The organism is Promicromonospora sp. NPDC050249 (genome assembly GCF_040656015.1).
In the GTDB taxonomy this organism is placed as follows: domain Bacteria; phylum Actinomycetota; class Actinomycetes; order Actinomycetales; family Cellulomonadaceae; genus Promicromonospora.
This window is the reverse complement of the sequence record NZ_JBFAKY010000011.1, coordinates 22,295-44,993: the sequence shown is the minus strand read 5'-3', so window position 1 is coordinate 44,993 and position 22,699 is coordinate 22,295. Positions and strand designations below refer to the sequence as shown.

At 70.6% G+C, this 22,699-nt stretch carries 16 protein-coding genes; 11 read left to right on the top strand and 5 right to left on the bottom strand.

Features of this window, described 5'->3' with window-relative positions; all coding sequences use genetic code 11:
• The first annotated feature begins 7 nt into the window (after positions 1-7).
• From AB0I32_RS11145 to AB0I32_RS11100, 10 genes are read left to right on the top strand one after another with little or no spacing between them, the layout of a single operon-like run.
• A complete protein-coding gene (locus AB0I32_RS11145; RefSeq protein WP_357505802.1) occupies positions 8-1,438 on the top strand; it encodes a glycosyltransferase family 4 protein in 1,431 nt (476 codons plus the stop codon).
• Positions 1,438-3,168: a glycosyltransferase family 4 protein gene (locus tag AB0I32_RS11140; protein ID WP_357505800.1), complete on the top strand. Its 1,731-nt coding sequence runs from the start codon at positions 1,438-1,440 to the stop codon at positions 3,166-3,168. Before AB0I32_RS11145 ends, AB0I32_RS11140 begins: the two co-directional genes overlap by 1 nt.
• Complete coding sequence (locus AB0I32_RS11135) at positions 3,165-4,067, top strand: ABC transporter permease (RefSeq protein ID WP_357505798.1); 903 nt, start codon at positions 3,165-3,167, stop codon at positions 4,065-4,067. The genes AB0I32_RS11140 and AB0I32_RS11135 overlap by 4 nt, the downstream gene beginning before the upstream one ends.
• Positions 4,057-5,184 (top strand): ABC transporter ATP-binding protein, encoded by a 1,128-nt coding sequence (locus AB0I32_RS11130; protein WP_357505796.1) that lies wholly within the window; start codon positions 4,057-4,059, stop codon positions 5,182-5,184. The genes AB0I32_RS11135 and AB0I32_RS11130 overlap by 11 nt, the downstream gene beginning before the upstream one ends.
• A gap of 14 nt (positions 5,185-5,198) precedes the next feature.
• Entirely contained in the window at positions 5,199-6,392 is a 1,194-nt protein-coding gene (wecB, locus tag AB0I32_RS11125; RefSeq protein WP_357506000.1) for a UDP-N-acetylglucosamine 2-epimerase (non-hydrolyzing), read from the top strand.
• Positions 6,389-8,116, top strand: a complete 1,728-nt coding sequence (locus tag AB0I32_RS11120; RefSeq protein WP_357505794.1) for a DUF6270 domain-containing protein — start codon at positions 6,389-6,391, stop codon at positions 8,114-8,116. The genes wecB and AB0I32_RS11120 overlap by 4 nt, the downstream gene beginning before the upstream one ends.
• A 4-nt stretch (positions 8,117-8,120) precedes the next feature.
• Entirely contained in the window at positions 8,121-8,798 is a 678-nt protein-coding gene (locus AB0I32_RS11115; RefSeq protein WP_357505793.1) for a sulfotransferase, read from the top strand.
• Between the two features lie 20 nt (positions 8,799-8,818).
• Entirely contained in the window at positions 8,819-9,880 is a 1,062-nt protein-coding gene (locus AB0I32_RS11110; protein WP_357505791.1) for a GSCFA domain-containing protein, read from the top strand.
• Positions 9,877-10,665: a hypothetical protein gene (locus AB0I32_RS11105; protein WP_357505789.1), complete on the top strand. Its 789-nt coding sequence runs from the start codon at positions 9,877-9,879 to the stop codon at positions 10,663-10,665. The genes AB0I32_RS11110 and AB0I32_RS11105 overlap by 4 nt, the downstream gene beginning before the upstream one ends.
• 11 nt (positions 10,666-10,676) lie before the next feature.
• Positions 10,677-11,783 (top strand): hypothetical protein, encoded by a 1,107-nt coding sequence (locus tag AB0I32_RS11100; protein ID WP_357505787.1) that lies wholly within the window; start codon positions 10,677-10,679, stop codon positions 11,781-11,783.
• Positions 11,784-11,868: 85 nt separating this feature from the next.
• Here AB0I32_RS11100 and AB0I32_RS11095 read toward each other — a convergent pair whose 3' ends face one another.
• Genes AB0I32_RS11095 through AB0I32_RS11080 form a run of 4 tightly spaced genes read right to left on the bottom strand, consistent with a single transcriptional unit; the run spans position 11,869 to position 18,799 of the window.
• Positions 11,869-13,275 carry a hypothetical protein gene (locus AB0I32_RS11095; protein ID WP_357505785.1) on the bottom strand — a complete coding sequence of 469 codons (1,407 nt, stop codon included), beginning with the start codon at positions 13,273-13,275 and terminating at the stop codon, positions 11,869-11,871.
• Positions 13,272-14,333, bottom strand: coding sequence for a glycosyltransferase (locus AB0I32_RS11090; protein WP_357505783.1), 1,062 nt, complete (start codon positions 14,331-14,333; stop codon positions 13,272-13,274). Before AB0I32_RS11090 ends, AB0I32_RS11095 begins: the two co-directional genes overlap by 4 nt.
• Position 14,334: 1 nt before the next feature.
• Entirely contained in the window at positions 14,335-15,888 is a 1,554-nt protein-coding gene (locus AB0I32_RS11085) for a polysaccharide pyruvyl transferase family protein (RefSeq protein ID WP_357505781.1), read from the bottom strand.
• Positions 15,881-18,799 carry a glycosyltransferase gene (locus AB0I32_RS11080; RefSeq protein WP_357505779.1) on the bottom strand — a complete coding sequence of 973 codons (2,919 nt, stop codon included), beginning with the start codon at positions 18,797-18,799 and terminating at the stop codon, positions 15,881-15,883. The genes AB0I32_RS11085 and AB0I32_RS11080 overlap by 8 nt, the downstream gene beginning before the upstream one ends.
• A 193-nt stretch (positions 18,800-18,992) precedes the next feature.
• Between AB0I32_RS11080 and AB0I32_RS11075 the strand changes: the two genes are divergently transcribed.
• Positions 18,993-21,428 carry a polysaccharide lyase 8 family protein gene (locus tag AB0I32_RS11075; protein ID WP_357505777.1) on the top strand — a complete coding sequence of 812 codons (2,436 nt, stop codon included), beginning with the start codon at positions 18,993-18,995 and terminating at the stop codon, positions 21,426-21,428.
• Positions 21,429-21,441: 13 nt separating this feature from the next.
• On the opposite strand, the gene wecC is transcribed toward AB0I32_RS11075, so the two are convergent.
• Complete coding sequence (wecC, locus tag AB0I32_RS11070) at positions 21,442-22,695, bottom strand: UDP-N-acetyl-D-mannosamine dehydrogenase (RefSeq protein ID WP_357505775.1); 1,254 nt, start codon at positions 22,693-22,695, stop codon at positions 21,442-21,444.
• Between the last annotated feature and the right edge of the window lie 4 nt (positions 22,696-22,699).

Sequence of the window (22,699 nt, the reverse complement as noted above, 5' to 3'; positions counted from 1 at the left end):
GCCATAGATGTTGATCATAGTGGCGAACGCGACTACTACTCTTGAGCCTGGCCCGCAACCGGAGCGTCGTTTCAGGGGTGAATCTCGGTGCCCGCCCAGGTGGCACCGAACAGTGAGGGGAGTCGCAGTGAACGCTGCAGCGAAACAGCCGCAGGACCGCTCGATCCTCCTGGTCACACACCATTTCGCACCGGAGACGGGAGCCCCGCAGCGACGCTGGGGAGCACTCACGGAACACCTGGTCACCGCGGGTTTTCCGATGACCGTCCTGACGCCTCCGCCACACTACCCGTCGGGAAAGATCACCCACTCTTCACCTTCATACCTGCCTGGTTCCGTGCAGACGGGCACCCACGGCGAGAAGATCATCCGGGTGAATTTTCGCGAGCATTCTCATGGGCTCGGTTCCCGGGCCGCGGACCAGACGGTCGCCGCGATCAGCTCCGTCCTGTACGGCATCCGGCCCGCCGCCGGCCGGCCCGCCGTGGTGATCGCGACGGTCCCCGGGATCCCGAGCGTCGTCGCCGGCTGGGCGCTCGCCCGCTGGCACCGGGCCCGGTTCGTCGTCGAGATGCGGGACGCCTGGCCGGACCTCATCCAGCCCAGTGGCATCCTCCTGCGCCGGGACCGGCCCGGCGGCCTGCGCCGTCGCCTCCGTGATCTCGTGGCGCGCGTGGTGCACCGCACCGTCACGCGCCTCCAGACCCGGGCGGATCTCGTGGTCACGACCACCGCCGCCTTCGCCGAGATCCTGCGCGCACGTGGCGTCCGCAACGTGGCGGTGGTCCGCAACGGGACGGCCTTCGAACCGGTGCGGGGGAACGCTCCGGTGCGCCTTGCCGGCCGCCCGCTGCGGGTCGTCTACGCGGGCACCGTCGGCCGGTCGCAAGGGCTCGACGTCGCCGTGCGCGCCGCCGCCCTGGTCCAGGAGCGCGGTCACGCGCTGGACGTCCGCATCGTCGGGCACGGCAACGAGCTGGAGCCGCTCCGGCGCCTGGCGGCCGAGCTGGGCGCGCCGGTACGCGTCGAGCCGTCGGTGCCGTCCACCCAGGTGCGCGAGCTGTACGCGTGGGCGGACACCGTCGTCGTGTCCCTGCGGGACTGGGAGCCGTTCGAGTGGACGGTCCCGTCCAAGCTGTACGAGGTGATGGCGTCCGGCGTCCTCGCCTCGGCGAGCCTGGCCGGCGAGGCGGCGAACCTGGTCACGCTGAACGGTGCGGGCGCCGTCGTGCGCCCCGGCGACGTCGAGGGCCTCGCCGACCTGTGGTGCGGCTGGCTGTCCGACGGCGTGGTGCCCGCGGCGTCGGCCGACGCCGTGGCCTGGGTCGCCGAGCACGCGAGCGACGGGGTGCTGGGCCACCGGTACGCCGAGCTCCTCGCCGCCCTGTTCCCGAGCCCGGTGCCGGACGCCCCGCTCGACCGGGGGGCCCGGGTCTGATGGCGCTGCCGTTCCAGCGCGCGGGCGAGCTCGCGCGCCATCTTCGTTTCACCGCGTCGTTCGTGGCGCGCACGCTCGTCGAGGACCCGCTGTGGCTCGCCGTCCAGGCGGCCCGGCGGGCTCCGGAGCCGCTGCGCCGTCCCCTGGTGCGCGCCCTCGGGTTCGCGCCGTCGCCGTCGGCCCCGCACGCGCTGGGGCGGATGCTGGCCGGCGACACGGCACGCGCGGCGGACGAGGCGGAGCAGCTGCTGGAACGGCACGGCGGCCGCGGCCGCCGGGTCGCGGCGGAGGTAGCCGTCGCGGTGGGCAGGCCTGAGCTGCTCGACGACGTCGACGGGGCCGGACCCGCGCACTACCGGGCGGCCTGGCTGCTGGGCGACGCCGACTCCATCGGACCGGACGCACCCGCCGGCCTCCGCGCCCAGCTGGCCGTGCTGCAGCCGGAGCCCCTGGACGACGGAGACAACCAGGCATCCGGCGCCGCGCCGGCGCCACCGGGCCCTGGCGGCATCACCGTGCTGCACCACCTGACCAACTCCCTGCCGCACACGCAGAGCGGCTACACGCTCCGCTCGCACGCGATCCTGATGGCGCAGCGCGCCGCGGGGACGCCGGCGGTCGCGACCACCCGCCCCGGCTACCCGTTGACCATCGGGTCGCTCACGGCCCGCGGGACCGACGTCGTCGACGGCGTCACCTACCGCCGTCTGGTCCCGGACCGCGTGGCGTCCGACGTCGCGCGCCGGATCGCGCAGGAGACGGACCTGCTCACCGAGGCCGCGCGGGACGCGGGCGCGGACGTCCTGCACACCACCACGCCGTCGACCAACGGGAGCCTGGCGCGTGCCGCCGCGCGGCGGCTCGGGATCCCGTGGGTCTACGAGGTGCGCGGGCTGCCCGAGGAGACCTGGGTGGCGTCGCACGGCACGCCCGCGGCGCGCGCCCGGGCGGCGTCGTCCCGCCGCCGGGCGCTGATGCAGGCCAAGGAGACCGAGCTCGCGCTCGCGGCCGACGCCGTGGTGACGCTCAGCGGAACCATGCGCGACGCGCTGGTGGCGCGCGGCGTCCCCGCCGACCACATCACCGTGGTGCCGAACGCCGTACCGGACAGCCTTCTCGCCGCCCAGCACCCGTCGCCGGAGGCGGCGCGGGCCGCGCTCGGCCTGCCGGCCGGGCCGGCGATCGGGACGGTGAGCAGCCTCGTCGACTACGAGGGTCTGGAGACGGTGGTCCGCACGGTGGCCACGCTGCGCGCCCGCGGGCACGACGTCACGGGCGTGCTGGTGGGCGACGGCGTCTCGCGGCCCGGGCTGGCGCGCCTCGCGGACGAGCTGGGCGTCGCCGACCACGTGGTGCTCCCTGGACGGGTACCGCCCGGTGTGGCGCAGACCTGGCTGGCCGCGCTCGACGTCGTGCTGGTACCGCGCCACGACCACGAGGTCACGCGCCTGGTGACCCCGCTCAAGCCCGTTGAGGCGATGGCAGTGGGCCGCCCGGTGGTCGCCAGCGCGCTGCCCGCGCTGGTGGAGGCCGTGGGCGGCGCGGGGCTGCACGTCGGCGCGGACGATCTGGCGGGCTGGGCCGATGTGGTCGCTACCCTCCTGGACGACGCCGGACGGCGTGCCGAGCTCGTCGAGCTGGGCCGGGCGGTGGCCGCCGAGAGGACATGGGTGAGGAACGCGGAGACGTATCTGGGGATCTACCGGGAGTGTCTGGGGGTCAAGGCATGAGCTCGGGCCCGGAGACCGGGTCGTACGCGGCCCTGTTCGACGCGTCGCCGACGACCACCAAGCTCGTGACGCTCGGCAACCTGTCCCGCGTCGGCGCCAGGCCCCCGCTGGGGCAGTACGTGCGCCTGCTGTGGGCACGTCGGCACTTCCTGTGGGCGGACGCGCGGGCCAAGGTCACCAGCGGCACGCGGCAGAGCCTGCTGGGCCAGGCCTGGCTGATCCTGGACCCGCTGATCAACGGTGCCGTGTACTACCTGGTGTTCGGCCTGCTGATGAAGAACGCGCGGGGCATCGAGAACTTCCTGGGATACCTGCTGATCGGCGTGTTCCTGTTCCAGTTCACCACCGCATCGATCAACGGTGGGGCGCGCTCCGTACAAACAGGCAAGAACCTGATCCGTGCGTTCACGTTCCCGCGGGCGGCGCTGCCGATCTCGGTGGTGCTGCGCAACCTGCTCAACCTGGGCCCCACGCTCGTGGTGCTCGCCGCGCTGATCCACTTCATCCCCCCGGTCGAGGAGTACACCTGGCGCCTCGCCCTGGTGCCCGCGGCCCTGGTCCTGCAGGTCATCTTCACGACCGGGCTCGCGCTCCTGGTGGCCCGGTGGGCGGCCGCGCTGCCCGACGTCGCGAACCTCATCCGGATGTCGATGCGGATCTGGCTGTACGCGTCCGCGGTGTTCTTCTCGTTCGACACCCTCCTCGAGGACCGGCCCGACATACAGATGGTGCTCGAGACCAACCCGATGTTCATCGTGCTGGACATCGTGCGGGACTGCGTCCTGTACGCCACCACACCCGACCCGATGCGCTGGGTGTGGCTCGGCGGCTGGGCCGTCGGCATGCTGCTGATCGGGTTCATCAGCTTCTGGCAGGCGGAGGAGAGCTATGGCCGCTGACCTCGACTACCCGATGCCGCCGCAGCTCAGCCAGGGCCGCCCCGCATCGATGCCGCTGCCGGTACAGCGCCCGCTGACGGGGGCGATCCCGATGTCGGTGCAGGCCCCGCCGCACACCGGTCAGATCGCCGCCGTCGCGCCACGGTCCGGGAGCACCCCCGTGCTGTGGCCGACAGTCGCCGTCCAGGGCCTGCGCATGTTCTACCGGACGCCGTCGACGGACACCTCCAGCGGCCGCCGCGCCAGGCTCAAGCGGACGGTGCTCAACGCCCTGGGCCAGGAGCCCAAGGTGACGGTGCGCGCGCTGACCGACATCTCGTTCGTCGCCAACTCCGGCGAGCAGATAGGCATCGTCGGCCAGAACGGCTCCGGCAAGAGCACGCTCCTGCGGATCATCGCGGGCCTGGAGAAGCCCACGAAGGGCCAGGTGCTGGCCGAGAGCACGCCGGTGCTCATCGGCGTGAACGCCGCGCTGGTCCCCGACCTGCCCGGCGAGGAGAACGTGCGGCTCGGCTGCCTGGCGATGGGCCTGTCCCCCGCAGAGGCGCAGGCCGCCATCCCCGACGTCATCGAGCTCGCCGGCCTCGGCAAGTCCATCTACCTGCCCATGCGCACCTACTCCTCGGGTATGGCGGCACGCCTGCGCTTCGCCATCGCGACGGCGGCACGCCCCCACATCCTGCTCATCGACGAGGCCCTTGCCACCGGTGACGCCGCGTTCAAGGAACGCAGCGAGGTCCGCATGGAGCGCCTACGGAAGGAAGCGGGGACGGTGTTCCTCGTGAGCCACGCCGCACAGACCATCGAGGAGTCGTGCACCCGCGCCATCTGGCTGCACCACGGCCGCCTCGTGCTCGACGGCGAGGCCCAGGACGTCGCGGTCCGGTACCGCAAGTGGGCGTGGGCCCACGCGAAGGACAAGCCGGACGACGCCAAGCAGATCCTCGAAGAAGCCTTCGCCGAACGACGGGAGACAGAGGTGCGGTTCGACACGCCCGAGCCGGCCAAGGGACCGGTACGCGAGCGGCATGCCCGCCCCAGGGGGCGCGACGCCAAGCAGGCGAAGGCCAGGGCGGCGCGTATCGCGGCGCTCCAGGCAGAGGCGGGCGACCTGTGAACCGGCCCCTCGTCATGACCGTCTACGGGACGCGTCCGGAGGCCATCAAGGTCGCCCCGGTCATCGCTGCCCTCGAGGCCGACGACCGGTTCGACTCGCTGACGGTCGTCACCGGCCAGCACCGGGAGATGCTCGACCAGGTCAACGAGGTCTTCGGCATCGTGCCGGACCACGACCTCGACATCATGAGCCACGGCCAGACGCTCGGTCAGATCTTCGCCCGCGTCATGAGCCGGCTCGACCCGATCCTCGCGGAGCACCGGCCCGACGCCGTCATCGTCCAGGGCGACACGTCGACGTCGGCGGCCGCCGCGCTCGCCGCGTTCTACCGGCAGATCCCGGTGGTGCACCTGGAGGCGGGCCTGCGCAGCGGCGACATCATGTCGCCGTTCCCGGAGGAGGCGAACCGCAAGATCACCTCGCAGATCGCCGCGCTGCACCTGGCGCCGACCCTGCGGAGCCTCGCCAACCTCGTGGCAGAGGGCGTCCAGCTGGAGAACATCGTGGTGACGGGCAACACGGTCATCGACGCCCTGTACCTCGCGGTGCAGCGCCGGACGGCGTTCACGGACCCGGCGGTCGCGCGGGTGGCGTCGTCGGGCCGCCGGGTGGTGCTGGTGACCACCCATCGCCGGGAGAACTGGGGCGACGCCATGGAGGGCGTCGGCCGGGCTCTGGCGCGGATCGCCGGACGGTTCCCCGACGTCGAGGTGGTGCTGCCCGTGCACCGCAACCCCGTGGTGCGTGACGCCGTGCTGCCGCACCTCGCCGGGCTGTCGAACGTCACGGTGACCGAGCCGCTGGGCTACGGCGAGTTCACCCATCTGCTGTCGCTCTCCACGCTGGTGCTCACCGATTCCGGCGGGCTCCAGGAGGAGGCGCCGAGCCTCGGCAAGCCGGTGCTGGTGATGCGGGACAACACCGAGCGCCCCGAGGCCGTCGAGGCAGGCACGGCCCGCCTGATCGGTACCGCCGAGGAGCGTGTGGTGGCAGAGGTGAACCGGCTGCTGACGAACGAGGCCGCCTACGCAGCCATGGCGCAGGCCGTCAACCCGTACGGGGACGGGCACAGCGCCAAGCGGGTGCTTGACGCGACGGCGCGCGTGCTCGCGCCGGTGCTGCCCGACGTGCTGCCCGACTTCGACCTGGTGGACGAGCAGTTCAGCACTGTCTCGGCAGAGGCAGTTCCAGCAGAGGGTGGGGTATGAGCAAGAGCAAGACCAGGGTCTTCATCTACGGCTCGTGCGTGTCGCGGGACACGTTCGAACATCTGGATCCCGAGCAGTTCGAGCTCGTCGCGTACGTGGCACGCCAGTCGGCGCTGAGCGCGTACACCCGCCCGGTCGAGCTCATGGCGCCACCGACCCTCGAGTCGCAGTTCCAGCAGCGGATGCTCTCCGGTGACTTCGCGTCGAGCCTGCGGCCGCAGATCGCCTCGGCCGCTGCCGGCACCGACCTCGTGCTGGTCGACCTGGTCGACGAGCGCCTTGGCGCCTACCTGCTGCCCGACGGCTCGGTGGTCACCCGCTCGCTGGAGCTCATCCAGTCCGGCTCCGAGCAGTACCTGCCCCAGGGGTCCCAGTACCTCGCGTTCGGCACGCAGCAGCACTTCGAGTACTGGCAGACGGCGATCAGCTACATCGGGGAACGCCTGCGGCACTACATGCCGCAGGCCAATGTGGTGCTGCTGGACATCCCGTGGGCGGAGCGGTCCGAGACCGGAGAGAAGACGCCGGACTCCTTCGGCGTCTCGGCCCGGGACGCGAACCCGGTGTTCCAGTCGTACGCACAGTTCGCGGCGCAGACACTGGCCAGACAGGTGATCTCGCTGGACCCGTCCGAGGTCGTGTCCAGCGCCACCCATCCGTGGGGCGACGCGCCGTTCCACTACGCGGAGAACGTGTACCTGAACATCGTGCGGCAGCTCACGGGCGCCGAGGGCCGGGTGATCTGGGGGACGGGCGCGACCCGGACGATGACCGCGGACCTGCCGGTGCAGCAGGACGCCGGTGGCACGGCTCCGGCGGCGGCGCCGGGCGCTGCCCTACCTGAGCGCGTCACCGTCCAGGAGCGGGTGGCCGGTGCTGGGGAGGGCGCACAGGGCTCCGTCGCCCCGCTGCGGCGTCTGGAGGGCGGTCCGAACTTCCTCATCGCGGGCACCCAGCAGGGCGGGACGCAGTGGCTGCAGCACCAGCTCAGCCGTCATCCGCAGGTCGACGTGGCCAAGGACGCCGCTCCGTTCTTCAGCCGGCCCGCGCGGCTCACCAAGGACGAGGAGATCCAGAAGTTCCTCGAGCCCTTCGCGGACGGCGGAAAGCCGCTGCGGGGCCACCGCTCACCCGGTTACTTCTGGGTGGCCGACCCCCGGAGCGAGTTCTCCCCGCCACGGAAGCACGACACGGCTGCCGCGATCCGGGACATGCTGGACCCGGACGCTCCCGTCCTGCTCAGCTTGCGCAACCCCGTCGAACGAGCGATCTCGGCGTACTGGCGGCACTTCTCGAACGCCGAGATCGAGCTGGGCGCCGGGATCTTCCAGACCCCGGCCCGGCTGGGGATCGTCGACCGCGGCTTCTACCGGCGGCACTACGAGGCCTGGGCCGGCACGCTCGGCCCGGAACGCCTGCGGGTGCTTGTCTTCGACGACCTCGTCGAGCGTCCGCGCGTCTACCTGCAGGAGGCGCTCAGCACCCTGCGGGTCGACGACGCGCCGGAGTTCTGGGAGTCCCTCAAGCCCAAGGCGAAGGTCGGTAACGTCGGCTGGCTCCCGCAGTTCAAGAAGCAGAGCCCGATCACCGCCCAGGAGATCGCCGCGCTCCATGCGCTCTACGCCGACGACATCCGGTTCATGGAGGAGCTGCTCGGCCGCAAGCTGCCGAGATGGCACGACGTCAGGCGCCTCGTCAAGCAGTACACCGCCGAAGGAAAGTAGAACCGTGTACGACTCAGCCGCCGCACGCGACCCTCTCGGTTGCGTCTTCATCGTCACGTACGGACGATCCGGTTCGACCCTGCTGCAGGGGGTCCTCAACTCGATCCCCGGCTACGTGATCCGCGGCGAGAACGGCGACTCCCTGTACAGCCTGTTCGCGTACTTCAACACGCTCGACAAGGCGAGCCGCGAGCACACGGACCCGAAGAAGAAGTCTCCGGACACGCCGTCGCACCCCTGGTTCGGGATCAACCAGTTCTCGCCCGAGACGACCCTCGCTCTCCTGCGCTCACTCGTGCTGGCCTCGCTGCTGCAGCCTCCGGCAGGAACCCGCGTGACGGGCTTCAAGGAGATCCGCTGGGTGCACTCCAACTGGCGCCCTTACGCGGACTTCCTGGTCCGCCTCTTCCCCCGGGCACGGTTCGTCATCAACACCCGTGACCACGCCGACGTGCTGGCGAGCAAGTGGTGGAAGGAGCGGGAGAACGGCGCCGCCATCCTCGAGCGCGCGGAAGCTCAGTTCAACGAGCTGGAGGCCGCCTATCCGAAGCGCACCCACCGGGTGCACTACAACGACTATGTCGCCGACCCCGACACACTCAAGGGGCTCTTCGAGTGGCTCGGCGAACCGTTCGACAAGGAGAGCGTGAATGACGTCTTCACGCGCAAGCACTCTTACTGATTCCCCGGAAGAAAGTTGACATGCACCCCTATCAGGAGCTTCCAAGTCGCGCCTTCTGGAAGCAGGCGGTTGCGCAGCGCAACCCGATGGAGCTCGCGGACGTGTACATTCCGCGCTTCGACATCGCACGAACGACTCGGATCACCGCAGCCGGAAGCTGCTTCGCTCAGCACATCGGCAGGCAGTTCAAGAGTCGGGGCTACGGTTTCATCGACGTCGAGCCGGCCCCTGCATCCCTACCCGAGGAGGCACACAGCAAGTTCGGCTTCGGGATCTACTCCGCTCGATACGGGAACATCTACAGCGCGCGGCAGCTCGTGCAGACCTTCGCGCGTGCGCGCGGCGAGCACACACCCGTCGACGAGTACTGGACCGACGGCAAGCGTTTCTATGACCCTTACCGACCTTCGATCGAGCCCCGTGGGTACTCGAGCCTCGAGGAGCTTCGCATCCACCGCGACGCACACCTGAGAGCCGTGAACTCGCTCCTCGCCCGGACCGACCTCTTCGTCTTCACGTTCGGACTCACCGAGGCGTGGGAGAACCTGGAGGACGGGACGATCTACCCGACGTGCCCGGGCACGGTCCACGGCGATTTCGACGAGACAAAGCACCGATTCGTCAACTTCACGTTTCGACAGGTACTCGAGGACTTTGAGACCTTCATCGCCTACGCGCGGTCGATCAACCCGGCAATGCGATTCCTGATCACGGTGTCACCGGTTCCACTGACCGCTACGGCGTCTGGTCACCACGTTCTCCCCGCCACGGTCGCTTCGAAGTCGATCCTTCGTGCTGTGTGCAGCGAGCTGTACGACACGTACGACTTCGTCGACTACTTCCCCTCCTACGAACTCGTCTCCTCGCATCCGATGCGAGCCCTGGCTTACGAGCCCAACCTGCGGTCGGTCTCCGCCGCAGGCGTTGCACAGGTGATGGATGTCTTCTTTTCGGCGCACGGCGACGCCGGCGAGCCGAAACCTGTTCGAGAAGCGGATACGGCCGCAGCCCCGACGAGGCCTGAGCGAACTGCGGACGACGTCGTCTGCGACGAGCTGATCCTGGAGGCTTTTGGACGATGACGGCATATATTGCGGGCAACTCCCACGTCATCTGCCTCGTCGGCGCGGCCCGACAGTCCGTCGCCGGCCGTGCGAGACACCTCAACGCCAAGCGGGTCGCACCACGCCACTTCGCGGTTGGTGACGCCGAGATCTTCTTCACCGGCATCACGAAGGACCTGCTCACACCGGGCATCTTCGGCGCTGTCGATCAGGGGTCGCTCACGTTCACCGACCAACGCTTCCAGCAGGACCTTGCCGAATGGACCGGTGAGAAGACGGTCCCCGCGACGAGCCCGTGGGGCTTCTGCAACGTCGCAAACACCTCGCGGCGGCTCTACCGTGACGCGATGTGGCGGACCTTCGCGCCGACTCACCTGGCGCGGGGCGGACTTACCCCCATGACGGACGACGCGATCAGAGCCATGCTCGAATGGGATCACCGAGGCACACGGATGGTCTACGAACGGCTCGCCGTTCTCGGCATTCCCGCCTTCGCGATCTCCGGGCCACCGCCTCGACGCAATCACCCAGCCATGACCGAGGACGGCTACCGACCCGAACTCCTGCAGCATCTTGACTCGCTCTCGCGGGAAGTGTGGCGCGATTGGCTCGCCGACCGAGATCTCGCGCTGATCGAGCCTCCCGTCGAAGCGGCCGACGCCGACGGCTTCCTGCGACCCGAGTTCGAGAACGTGCGGGAAGAGGGCGAGGCCGACCGCATCCACGCGAACGAGCTGTACGGGGAGCTCATGGTTGCCCGTATCGCCGAACACGTAGTCCGCATCGGGCCCAAGAACCCATGATTCCTGCGCCCATGGCCGCCGACACGGTCGATCCCATCCCGCCTGGTGCTCGCCTGCTGCACATCGGCCTGCCGAAGACCGGGTCGACCGCGTTGCAGTACGCGGCCTCACGACTCAAGAAGAGGCTCCGCAATGAGGGTGTCATCTACCCGGGCCGGGGCGAGAACCACCACAAGGCGACCTCATGGCTCGCCGGGCTGCGGGTCGGGTATCTCTCCGACCCGACACCGCAGGAGCAGTGGTGGCTGAACCTCAAGCAGGAGCTCGACCAGCACGAGGCCAGGCGCGGTCTCGTCTCCTTCGAGATGATCTGCACGACGAACCTGGACGGGGCGCGCCGCACCGTCGACGCCCTCGGGGACCTGGGGCGGGTTCCCGTGCACGTGACGCTGGTCCTGCGTAACTTCGGCACGTTCGTGCCGTCCTACTGGCAGGAGAGCCTCAAGCGGGGCAACACGGAGTCGCTCGACACGTACCTCCGGCGGGTGCTCAAGGATCCCGCGACGGTGGAGGCGTCGGGCGCTTTCCACCGGCGTGACGGCTACGGCCTGCTCGAACGGTGGTCCGCTGCGGTAGGCCCGGAGAACATCACGGTCATCGTCCTCGAGAAGGACCGTCCCACGCGCCTGCTCGACACCTTCGAGTCGATGCTTGACCTCCCGGCGGGGATCCTACGGTCCGAGCCTCCGGTCGGCACCGGCGCCAACCGAAGCATGTCCGCAGCGGAAGCGGCACTCGTCCACCGGCTCAACCAGCAGGTCATCGGCGAGTGGCAGGCTTCGTCGCGCGAGCACCGGAACCTCGTGCACAACGGCGTCGTCCACCGCCTGCTGTCCAGCCGCGAGCCCGAGGAGTCCGAGGGCAAGCTGCGGATCCCGGTGTGGGCCGCCGAGTCGTGCGTCGAAGCAGGGCGCATCCTGGCCGACAGCGTGCGGTCGACGGGTGTGCGGGTCGTCGGGGACCTGGCGGAGCTGGAGCGTCCGGTACCCACCGCCGACGACGCGGCGCTGGCGGCCCCCGACGTCGTCCCCTTCGACTTCGCGGTCCAGGCGCTGCTCGGCATGTTCGCCCGCTCCACGGGCTGGTCGGCAGACCACACGAAGCCGCTGGCGCGATAGGAAGGGCTTGGTTGTGGGCGTGACCGTTGCGCCTAGAACGGGTACGTAGTCGCAGCTATCCCGCCCACAACCAAGAGGTTCACCCTCAGGTGAGCCGCTGTGCGCCCTCGTAGACGCCGATGACGGCCTGCAGCGCGAGCTCGCTCGGGATCCGCTCCGGCCGGGTCGGAGCCGTTCCCGGGAGCGGTGCGGCAGCCGGATCCGCGACGTCACCCTCCGTCCGCGCGCCGACGATCCGCCGGACGGCGGACGCACGCAGCCTGCGCACGTCGGCCTCGTCCAAGGTCCCGGCGCCCGTCAGGTGCTCGTCGAGGGCGGCGAGGAACTCGGCCTCGGCAGCGCTCAGCCTGCTGTCGGGGACCCCGTCGGACTCGTCGGGCGGGTCGACGGCGGCCGTCGTGGCGCCGTCCGCTCCTGCCCCGCGGAGCTGGACGGCGCGGCGCGCCAGGCCACCTGCCGCGATCAGAGCGAGGTCGCTCGGCACCTGGTCCGGCAAGGGTGCCTCGTCACCGACCCGTCCCGCTGCCGCAAGATCGGAGAGGTCACCGACGACGCGGACGCCGGCGGACTCGATCTGCTCGGCGATCCGGATCGCGGCGGTCGCCGCATGTGTGGTCACCCGTTCCGGCACCCGCAGCGAAGGTTCGTCGGCCCGCCGCGGCCGCCCAGCGATGACGGCGTTCACCGCACCGCCGTGGAAGAGTCCCCGACGGGCGCGGGACCCTGTCTCCTGGAAGATCCGCTCCGCCGCCTGCCTGAAGAACTCGGTCTCGACCGCGCTCATGCCCGAGTTGGCGGTGACCCGCTCCAGCGTCCCGCGGCGCTGTCCGAGCAGGTCCTCGAAGACCCGGAAGATGTGGTCGCGATCCGTGGGATCGAGCACGACCACCGTCATGTTCTCCGGGCCGAAGGCGTCCGCCCACCGTCCCACGAGGTTCGTGCCGTCGCTCTCCTTGAAGACGTCGCCGCCGGGCATGCGCAGCATCGGCAGCTCACGGAAGGCAGCGTTCAGCCAGGTGTCGAAGGTCTCGGACTCCCCGTTCTTGACACACTGTTGCCACGTGGACAGGAGCATCCCGGGCAGTGGCCGAAGTGTCAGTACGACATGGGTTGGCATCGTGAACTCCGCTCGAACCCGCGCGACGTCGCGCGCGCCGGCGGTCGAGAAGGCCTCGCTGCTCACCAGCGCGTAGTCGCGTTCGTTGTTCACGAGCTGCGCGAGGATGCCCGTCGACCAGTGGGCCGGTGCGCGCTCCGTGAGCCAGGGTTCCTTGGCGTAGCCGAGCAACGACCTCGCGAACCGGCGGTGGTTCTCGTACCGGCCGGGGTACATCACCCCGCCTTCACGGAGCCGCGCCCGAGACCCGGCGGCCGACTGCTGCAGCGACGTCGTGCCGGTCTTGGGCGCGCCGATGTGGAGCACCGTGGTGCCCCTTGGCAGTGCGGCTACCTCGTTCACGGTGCCCTCCGGCTTCCGAGCTTCGACGGTCATCTCGGCAGCAGCTCCGCGAAGTCCACGGACATGTCGTGCATCGTGTAGGACGCCGCGAACTGCTCCGCGGCCCGTGCCCGTGCGCCGTTCTGCCGGTCCAGGCCGCGTTCGATGGCCTCGGCCAGCGCATCCACCCGCGAGGTGGCCTCGGTGTCGAAGAACTCGATCCACTGCTCGTCGCCGTACTCCGCGAGCAGGTGCGGTTCGCCCGGAACCACGCACGGGACGCCGAGGGTCGCGGCCAGCAGCATGCTCCCCGAGTTCAGGATCCGCGTGTACGGCAGCGCGAACAGGTCGCACGCGGAGGCCCAGGTGACCACCTCCTCGTCGGTGAGCTGGCCGTGGCGCCGGTGCACCGTGACGTTCCCCGGCATCGCCGCCTCGATCTCCGCCATCGCCTCGGCGGTGGTGCCACCGGCGAGCAGCATCGAGACCCGGGGGTTGCGCTCGGCAAGGAGGCCCGCCGCTCGCAGCAGGTCCCCGAGGCCCTTGTACGGGCGGATCCCGCCCACTATCCCGATGACCAGGTCACCGGGAGGGATGGTGCCGATCCGCCGTCGTGCCGCTCGCCGCCCCGGTGACGGCTCGTAGACGCCCCGGTAGCTCGCGTGCCGCACGCGGGACACCTTCTCGGCCGGGAGCTCGTAGTACTCCGAGACGACCTCGGCGGTCTGCGCGTTGAGCACGATGATCCGGGACGACCGGCGGGCGAGCACCTTCGCGAGCTCGACCTCCTCCGCGTGGTAGCCCGTGTCGTGGGAGATGGTGTTGTGCACGGTCCAGAAGACCTCCACGCCACGGGACCGGGCATCGGACAGCGCGCCGTCGAGCCGCGTGATGCGCGACCGGAGCTCCGCCGCGTTCTTGACGTTCTCCGCGACCGGGCTCGTCCAGTGGATGTGCAGGATGTCGCCGGCCTCGAGCGCCTTGAGCTCGTTCAGCAGCTCGTGGTAGCGCCACTTCCCGTCGACCCGCCAGCCCTGCGAACGGGCCTCCATGTAGAGCATGTTCAGATAGGGGTTCGTGGTCCAGTAGGGGAACACACTGATCCTGGCCACGTCATCGCTCCTGTTCCTGGGCGCCGACCGGGGTCGACGGCGGCACGTGCACCGGTTCCGGCGCGAGCCGGGGCAGGTCCTCGGACCAGGCCAGCTCCGTCGTCCGGACCGTCCCGTCGTCGTACCGGACGGAGACCAGGCACCGCATGGCCTCGGGTGCACCCCAGGCGGACGGCAGGACGACGTCGAGGTCCAGCTGCGCGGTCCTGGGCGGCAGCATGTGGTGCGGCACGGCGACGTGCTCGCCGAGCGCCTCGTTCGTGAGCCGCACCTCGCCGATCGGGGTCTGCGTGTCGGCCAGCAGCAGCGCGAGGCTCAGCACGGTCCCCCGCGGCCGGGACACCGCCGCGTACGCCACGGCGCGCAGCCCGTCCCGGACCCGCCGGGCGGCCTCCTCGATCCGTGCGACGGAGCACGTGCGCACCGCTGCGTCAACGCTCCTGAGATCGGCCGGCAGGGCGTCCGGCGCGACCTCGGCGTAGTGCCACTGCCGCAGGTCCGCGAGCTCGGCCGCGCCGGTGGTGCGTCCGACGTCGTCGGTGAGGGCGCGCAGGAGGCCCTCGTACTCGGCCCGCACACGGTCGAGAGCCGCGCCGTGGGAGTCCTCCATGGCGGCGATCCATACCCGGTCCCGGTCGTCGGGGTCGGTTCGCCCTCGTTCCGGATCCGCCCACGGCGTTCCGTCGCCCGACGACCACAGCTCCCAGGGGAACGCCTCGAGCAGCGCGTCGGCGTCGAACCTCGGCTCGGGCTGGCCGCCCAGCACGAACGCCTCCTCGACGGTCTCGGCGATCGGCTCGAACGCCCGGCCCGTGCCTGCGAGGTAGTCGCGGTACTTGAACGGGTGCTCGTGAGCCGACCGCACGAAGCGGGCGGGGATCCCGAGCGCCTCCGCGACGATGACGGCATGCAGCGACGTGCTGATCACGAACCGGCTCGAGGCGATCTGCAGGAGCACCGAGTCGACGTGGTCCTGCGAGTCGAGCGTCTCCAGCTCGTGCTCACCGGCCACCGCGGAGACGTCGTCCTTGTCGTTGAAGTTGGGCACGAAGAGCACGTCCCGCACCGGAGCGCGGCTCACCCGGAGCAGCTCCGGCATGACGTCGGCGAGGAGAAGGACCGGGTCGCCGTAGACCTCCGGCACGTCGAACCCGTTGCCGGACAGGAAGCGGCGGGTGAGCGGGCCACGGACGGCCCGGAACGTCACCCCGTCCGGGATCTCCTTGGTCGCCGCGAGCATCTTGCCGTTCACCCCTGAACCCCAGACGACGGACCGCTCCGGCGCGAGGTGCAGGATGGAGCCGACCGACAGGAGCGCCGGTCCGTCGGGCGCGGCGGTGCGTGCGGAGGATCCCACCAGGCGGGACACTATCGCCGGGCCCAGGACGTCGCCGAAGTTCGCCACCGGTGCACCCGAACGGATCGGGTTCCAGTGCACCACCGGTACCCCTGCGATCCGGGTGATGGCCCGGTCTCCCCCGAGCGCACCGGCCGTGGCGGCAGCAGCGGGCACGGCGGTGCCCGGCTCTGCGAGCAGGCCGCTCACGTCAGGCATCGTTCCTCCGAGACGCAATCTGAAGCTCAGCCTTCTTCCGGTTCCTGCGGTTCTTGGCGGCTCGCTGGATCCGCCACTCGACGGCGCGATAGGCGCGCAGCTTCTTGGCGCGCCGACCGACCCGGACACCGCGCCAGCGAACAGCGGTGGCGACGCGTGCCGTACCGGAGGCGAACGTGCGCAGGCCGAGCTCGTCGCCGTCCGCCAGCCTCATGGGCCGGACCACGCTCAGCGACGAGGCTCCACCCGGCCACTCGATGCGGACCGGCAGCTCGAGCTCGCCGAACGCGTCCTGGACGATCACCCGAATCCGCCAGTCGTACCCTGGCTCGAGGGCCGTCAGGTCCGCGTCGACCGACCAGCCCTTCTCGTCGACCGAGACACGGCCGAAGAGCCGCTGGCTGTGCACGTCCCGCTGCTTGCCCAGGGAGCCGAGCGCGACGAGCCGGAGCACCCGCACGCCCGGGCGGACCGGTCCGCTGCCCCGCAGGTGCAGCACGCGGCCTCTGACCCCCGTGACGGAGGCGGCGAACTTCGGCCGGTACTTGTACGGGTTGTACTGGGACTCGCGCCAGACGTCGTTCAGCTCCCCGTGCAGCAGGGCCTCCGCGACGCGGACCTCCCTGGTCGCAGGGGTCGCGGTCGACCGCAGCGAGATCTCCGGATCGAGCTTGCTCGCGAAGACCATCATCCGCTCGCCGAGCTCGTCGTCCCAGGCATGGGACACGTCGATGAACGGGCGCATCACGTCGTTGCGCCAGAGCTTCCCGGCCAGACGACGGTCGAGCCCGTCGGCCATGGCGGTCGAGAGCGCCTCGGCGAACGTCGTGATCGTGTCCGAACCGCCGGCGAAACTCTTGCCCGTCTCGCGTTCCCACACGGTGCGTGCCAGGTCGAGGTGACCGTGGGCGGCCAGGTGGAAGACCAGCGCGCGTCGGGCACCGATCCGCTCCAGCGCCTCGAAGGGCGCGAGCGAGACCAGTCCGGCGACGGCGGCCGAGACCGCGACGAGGTCTTCCTTCTCGAGGTGGTCGAACCCGTCCTGCAGCAGCTTCCCGAGCGTCGCCCACGCGTCGGAGCCGAGCGCCGCATGCCAGTACTCGCGCGCGAGCTCGCTCCGGTCGTCCTCCGCCACCAGCACCGCACAGAGGCGTTCCTGCACGAAGTAGCCGATCAGCGACCGCACGTCGCCGAGGCGCGCGGTCATCGAGCTCGTGCCGGGGCGCGCACGGTAGTGGTAGACCACCTCCGGCGTCACGGCGATGCTCCGCGCGAACCGCATGGCTGCGGTCATGGGGAGCATGTCGTTGCCACGCGGCGTGGTCGGGAAGTGCAGCTTGTGCTCCACCCAGAAGTCCCTGCGGACGAGCCGGTTCCAGCAGGTCCGGTTCCGGATCAGGCGGGGGTTGAGGTCGAGCGTCGTCCGTTCGAGCCGTGTCTCCAGCCCGTACTTCGTCGGGTCGCTCCACGTCGTCGAGGTCCACACCCGCTGAAATCCGCCGACGGTGACGTCGGCCGCGCTGCTCTCCGCGAGGTCGAGGAGCGTCCGGTACGCGTGCCGCGGCACGAGGTCGTCGCCGTCGCAGAAGATCACGTACGTGCCGGTGGCCAGCTCGAGCCCCGCGTTCCTGGCCTGCGCACCTCCGCTGCCGGGGTTGCGCACCGGCACGACCCGGGCATCCCGGCGCGCCCAGTCGAGGACCTTCTCCCACGTACCGTCCGTCGAGTGGTCGTCGACGACGATCAGCTCGAGGTCGCCCATCGTCTGCTCCAGCACGGAACGGACGCACGCGTCGATCCACGGGTCCACGTCGAACGTGGGCATGACCACCGAGACCATCGGTCCCGTCCGCGCGGCCGGGCCGGAGCCGGGGTCGTCGGCGGTCAGGCCGAGCACCTCCAGCAACGCCGCGGGCAGCCCGTCGTGCCGCGCCTCCGGCTCGGGGCCGGCCAGGAGACCGAGGACAGCCATGAGCGTCGGCGTCGGCACCCGGCGCAGCGTCGCGGCCTCGCTCGCCTCGAGCAGCTCCGTCACCAGTGTCGTGGCCATCAGCCGCGTCTCGCCGTCGACCTCGTCGAGCGGCTTGACGCGCGAGGCGACCTCGTAGCGCATCACCTTCTCCACGAAGAGCTGGACGGCTTCCGGGGCGCCCGCGCCTTCGACCACGCGGAGTGCCTCCCGGACCTGGACCGCCCAGTCCAGGATCGTCCGGGACGACGCCAGCGCGGTCGTGATGGACCCCGGCCGGCGCCGGTACAGGTACATGCAGAGGGGCACGACGTCGAAGGCCGACGCCGCCGCGTAGGCGCGCACCGACGGCACGACGTCCTCGCACTTGGTGGCCTCCGGCCAGCGGACGTCCTCGTGCACCAGGAAATCGCGCCGGAACACCTTGGTCCAGGCGGTGTGGTCGTACACCAGCTCCGGGAGGTCGGCCAGGGTCGCGCCCTCCGCACCCGTCGCGTACACCTCGGGGCGCGTGGTCCAGTACCGGTGCCGGCCCGACGACGTGCCGAACTCGTCCGCGTAGGCGGTGGCGAAGTCCGAGCCGGACCGCTCGAGCGAGGCGACCAGCGACGCGTACGCCCCCGGAACGACCATGTCGTCGCTGTCCGGGAAGGTCACGTACTTTCCCCGCGCGTGGCCCAGGCCTACGTTACGAGCGGCGCCCAGCCCGATGTTCACGGGGTTCTCCACCACGCGGACCTGCTCGTAGGCGGCCTCGAACTCGCGCGCGATCGCCACCGAGCGGTCCGGCGACGCGTCGATGACGACGATGATCTCCTGCGAGACATCCTGGTCGACGAGGCTGTTCAGACAGTCGTCGAGGTACCTCTCCACCCCGTAGACCGGCACCACGACCGACAGGAGCGGTATCTGCTCGTCCCGTATCCCGGGAGTCCCCGTCAAGATCTTCTGCTCCCCTTCGTGATCCAGCTTCCAGCGTGGAAAATCACAGTTTCAAGATGCGCCGTTGGTCGGCCCATGCTAACGGCTGACCAGCACGGAAATGTGTCCAACCGGCGAAAGCAGCCAACTCCCCCGAAGGTGAAGAAGCTCGCCGTGAACCGAACGTTCGCGGCACGGGTACCCTCGCACGTTGATGACCTCCACCGACGGCGAACAGCCGAACCGCCGCCTGATCATCGGCCGCCGCCAGCTACTGCTCGTCGGCGGTCTCGCCGTGGCCGGGGCAGGCATCGGCGTCACGTATCTGCGCCGGGGCGAACCTGACCCGACGAGCAGTCCGACACCACCCGCCGAGGCTACTGCGACTACCCCGTACGCGCGGTTGCGGGCGCGCTGGTACGCCCAGCTCACCGGCGGTGACGTCGATCTGTCGGTGCCGGAGATAGCCCAGGCCGTAGCAGGCGTCGACGCCGCTGCCAGGAAGGCCCTCGCCGAGATGTCCCCCCGCGGAGACAGTACGGGCGTCTGGCCGGACCTTCCGCTCGACGGCACCGGCCGCACGCGCGCCGTGGCGCTGCGCCACACGTCGGGCCGCCTCAACTCGATGGCCCTCGCCTACGGGACGGCAGGCGGCACGCTGTACCGGGACCCCGAGCTGCGGACCCGCCTCGTCGACGGGCTCGACCTCCTGCACGAACGCTACGCGGGCTACGAGACCACGCTGGAGGAACCCTGGTTCGACCGGGAGATCAGCGTCCCGCTCGCACTCACCTCGATCTGCCTGCTGCTGCGTGACGACCTGGCGACGGACCGCCTCGAGCGGTACCTGGCCCCCGTCGACTCGTTCACGCCGGAGCCATCGAAGGAGGGAGCCAACCTGGTCTGGACCTCTCAGGTCGTCGCCGAACGCGCGATGCTCCTCGACGACGGCGCCAAGCTCGACGCCGCACGCGAGGGCCTGCAGCGCGCGCTCCGCACCGTGACGTCAGGCAACGGCGTCTACCCTGACGGCTCGTTCATCCAGCACCAGCATCACCCGTACACCGGTGGATACGGGACCTCGTTCCTCAGGAGCTCGGTACGGCTCGCGGAGCTGCTGCACGGTTCCCCCTGGCAGGTCGACGACGCGCAGCTCGACTTCCTCGTGAACTTCGCCGTCGACGGCGTGGCGCCGTGGCTGCACAAGGGTGCGCTCATGAGCCCCGTGCGCGGGCGCGAGATCTCGCGCCGGCCGGCCACCGACCACAACGCCGGCCATATCGCGATGGGCGCGTTCCTCGCCCTGACCGAGCTGGCCCGGCCGGAACGACGGGACGTGCTCGCGGGCATCACCCGCCTCGTGATCGAGCAGGACACGCTCACACCGTTCCCCGAGACGAACAACGTGCCCGCGGTCGCGGCCGCCCATCGCCTGCTGAGTTCCGCGGTGCCCACCGCGACTCCGGAGGAGGGGACCAGGGTCTTCGCCGGGATGGATCGCGTGGTGCACCGGCGCCCGGGGTTCACGTTCGCGATAGCCATGTCTTCCTCCCGGATCGCGACCTACGAGGCGATCAACGGCGAGAACCAGCACGGCTGGTGGACGGGCAGCGGCGCGACCTACCTGTACGACGACGACCTCGCCCAGTTCGACGACGGCTACTGGCCGACCGTGGACGCGACCCGCATCCCCGGCACGACCGTCCCCACCGGAGAGCCGGCGCCGGGGAGCGGGGCGGAGGCGCTCAGCGACGCCGCACTGGTCGGTGGTGTCTCGCTCGGTTCGAACGGTCTCGCCACCATGGCGTTCCGTACCCCCGCCAGCTCCCCCGGTGCCGTGACGGGACGCAAGACCTGGTTCCTGCTCGGGGACGAGATCGTGGCGCTCGGCGCCGGGATCACCGGTCCCGGCGGCCGCCCTGTCGAGACCGTCGTCGAGAACCGCAGGCTCTCCGCCGGCGCTACCCAGCCGTTCGTCGTCGACGGGACCGACCTCGGGACCGCACCGACGGACCGGTCGTTCGACAACCCCGGCTGGGCGCACCTCACGGGTCCCGCCGGAGGGTCAGACATCGGCTACGTCCTGCTGTCGGACGCGCACGTCCGCGCGTCGCGGGAGTCGCGGACCGGGCGCTGGTCCGACATCAACCGGAGCACGGCGTTCGACTTCGACGACGAGATCCGGCACGACTACGTGACGCTCCGCATCGACCACGGGCACGGACCGCAGGGCGATCGGTACGCCTACGTCCTGCTGCCCGGCGCCTCCCGTGAGACGGTCCGCGCCTACGCGGCGGACCCGCCGGTGACGGTGCTCTCCAACACGCTCGGGCTGCAGGCCGTCCGCAAGGGCGACACGGTCGGCGCCAGCTTCGGGTCCACCGGCGAGCAGTCAGTCGCCGGCATCACCGCCCGTACCAGGGTGTCCGTGCTGCTCGTCCGGGACGGGAAGACGCTGTCGGTGGCCCTGAGCGACCCGAGCCAGACCGTGCAGGGCACGGCACGGGTCGGGCTCGACCACCGCATCCTTCAGGTGGTCAGCGCCGACCCGCGGATCCAGGTACAGACCGAAGGCACCGCCTCGACGCTGCTCGTCGACCTGTCCGACGCACGCGGCCAGACGTTCACGGCGGTCCTCGAGACCGCCTGACCACCGGCGGCGGTCAGGCGCGCCTGGCCACCGTCATGCCCCGCGTGTCCACGAGCCGCTTGGTCGTCAGCCTCTCGGCCAGGGCGCGGAACACCGTGTGGTCCACGAGCAGCGCGTGTGCGTCGGCGCGCGCGAGCGCCTCCTCGGCGTCGACGAGCCGGACGTTGGGCAGGTCCGCCAGAGCGGCGGGCAGCTCGTCGATGTGCGGCTCGACGGCCAGCACCGTCATCTCCGGGGAGGTGGTCGCCAGCTCACGCACGATCTCGGCGGCCGGCGACTCGCGCAGGTCGTCGATGTTCGGCTTGAACGCCAGCCCGTAGGCGGCGACGACCGGGGCCTCGACCCCGGCGACGGCGTCGAGCACCTTGTCCAGCACCCAGCGGGGCTTCGCGTCGTTCACCTCGCGGGCCGTCCGGATCAGCCGGGCCTCCTGCGGCGCGGCGTCGACGAGGAACCAGGGGTCGACGGCGATGCAGTGCCCGCCCACGCCGGGGCCGGGCTGCAGGATGTTCACGCGCGGGTGGTGGTTCGCGAGCCTGATGAGCTCCCAGACGTCGATGCCCAGCCGGTCAGCGACGAGGGACAGCTCGTTGGCGAAGGCGATGTTCACGTCGCGGAACGAGTTCTCGACGAGCTTGGCCGCCTCGGCGGTCGCGGCGTCGGTCAGCAGGATCTCGCCCTGGCAGAAGACCTGGTACAGGTCGCGCGAACGCTGCGCGGCTTCCGGCGTGATCCCGCCGACGATCCGGTCGTTGGTGACCAGCTCCACCATGATCTTCCCCGGCAGCACCCGCTCCGGGCAGTGCGCGACGTAGATGCGGGGCCGGCCGGCCGAGCCGTCGAGGCTGAGGTCGGGGCGCTCGGCGAGGATCCAGTCCGCCATGCGCTGCGTGGTGCCAGGGGGCGAGGTCGACTCGAGGATCACCAGCTCACCGCCGCGCAGCGTGGGCGCCAGCGCCTCGGCGGCCGACCTGATGTAGGAGAGGTCGGGCTTGTGGTCGTTCATGAACGGCGTGGGCACTGCGACGATGTACGCGTCGGCGGGCTCGGGGGTCGACACCGCACGAAGCTTGCCCGCCGACACCGCCTCCGCGACGTACCCCGCCAGGTCCGGCTCCACGAACGGCACCCGTCCGCGGTTCACCGCGGTGACCGTCGCGGGACTGATGTCCACGCCCGTGACCGCCACGCCGTTCGCGGCCAGGATCGCCGCCGTCGGGAGCCCGATGTACCCGAGCCCGATCACGCTGACGCTGCTGATCCCCATGTTC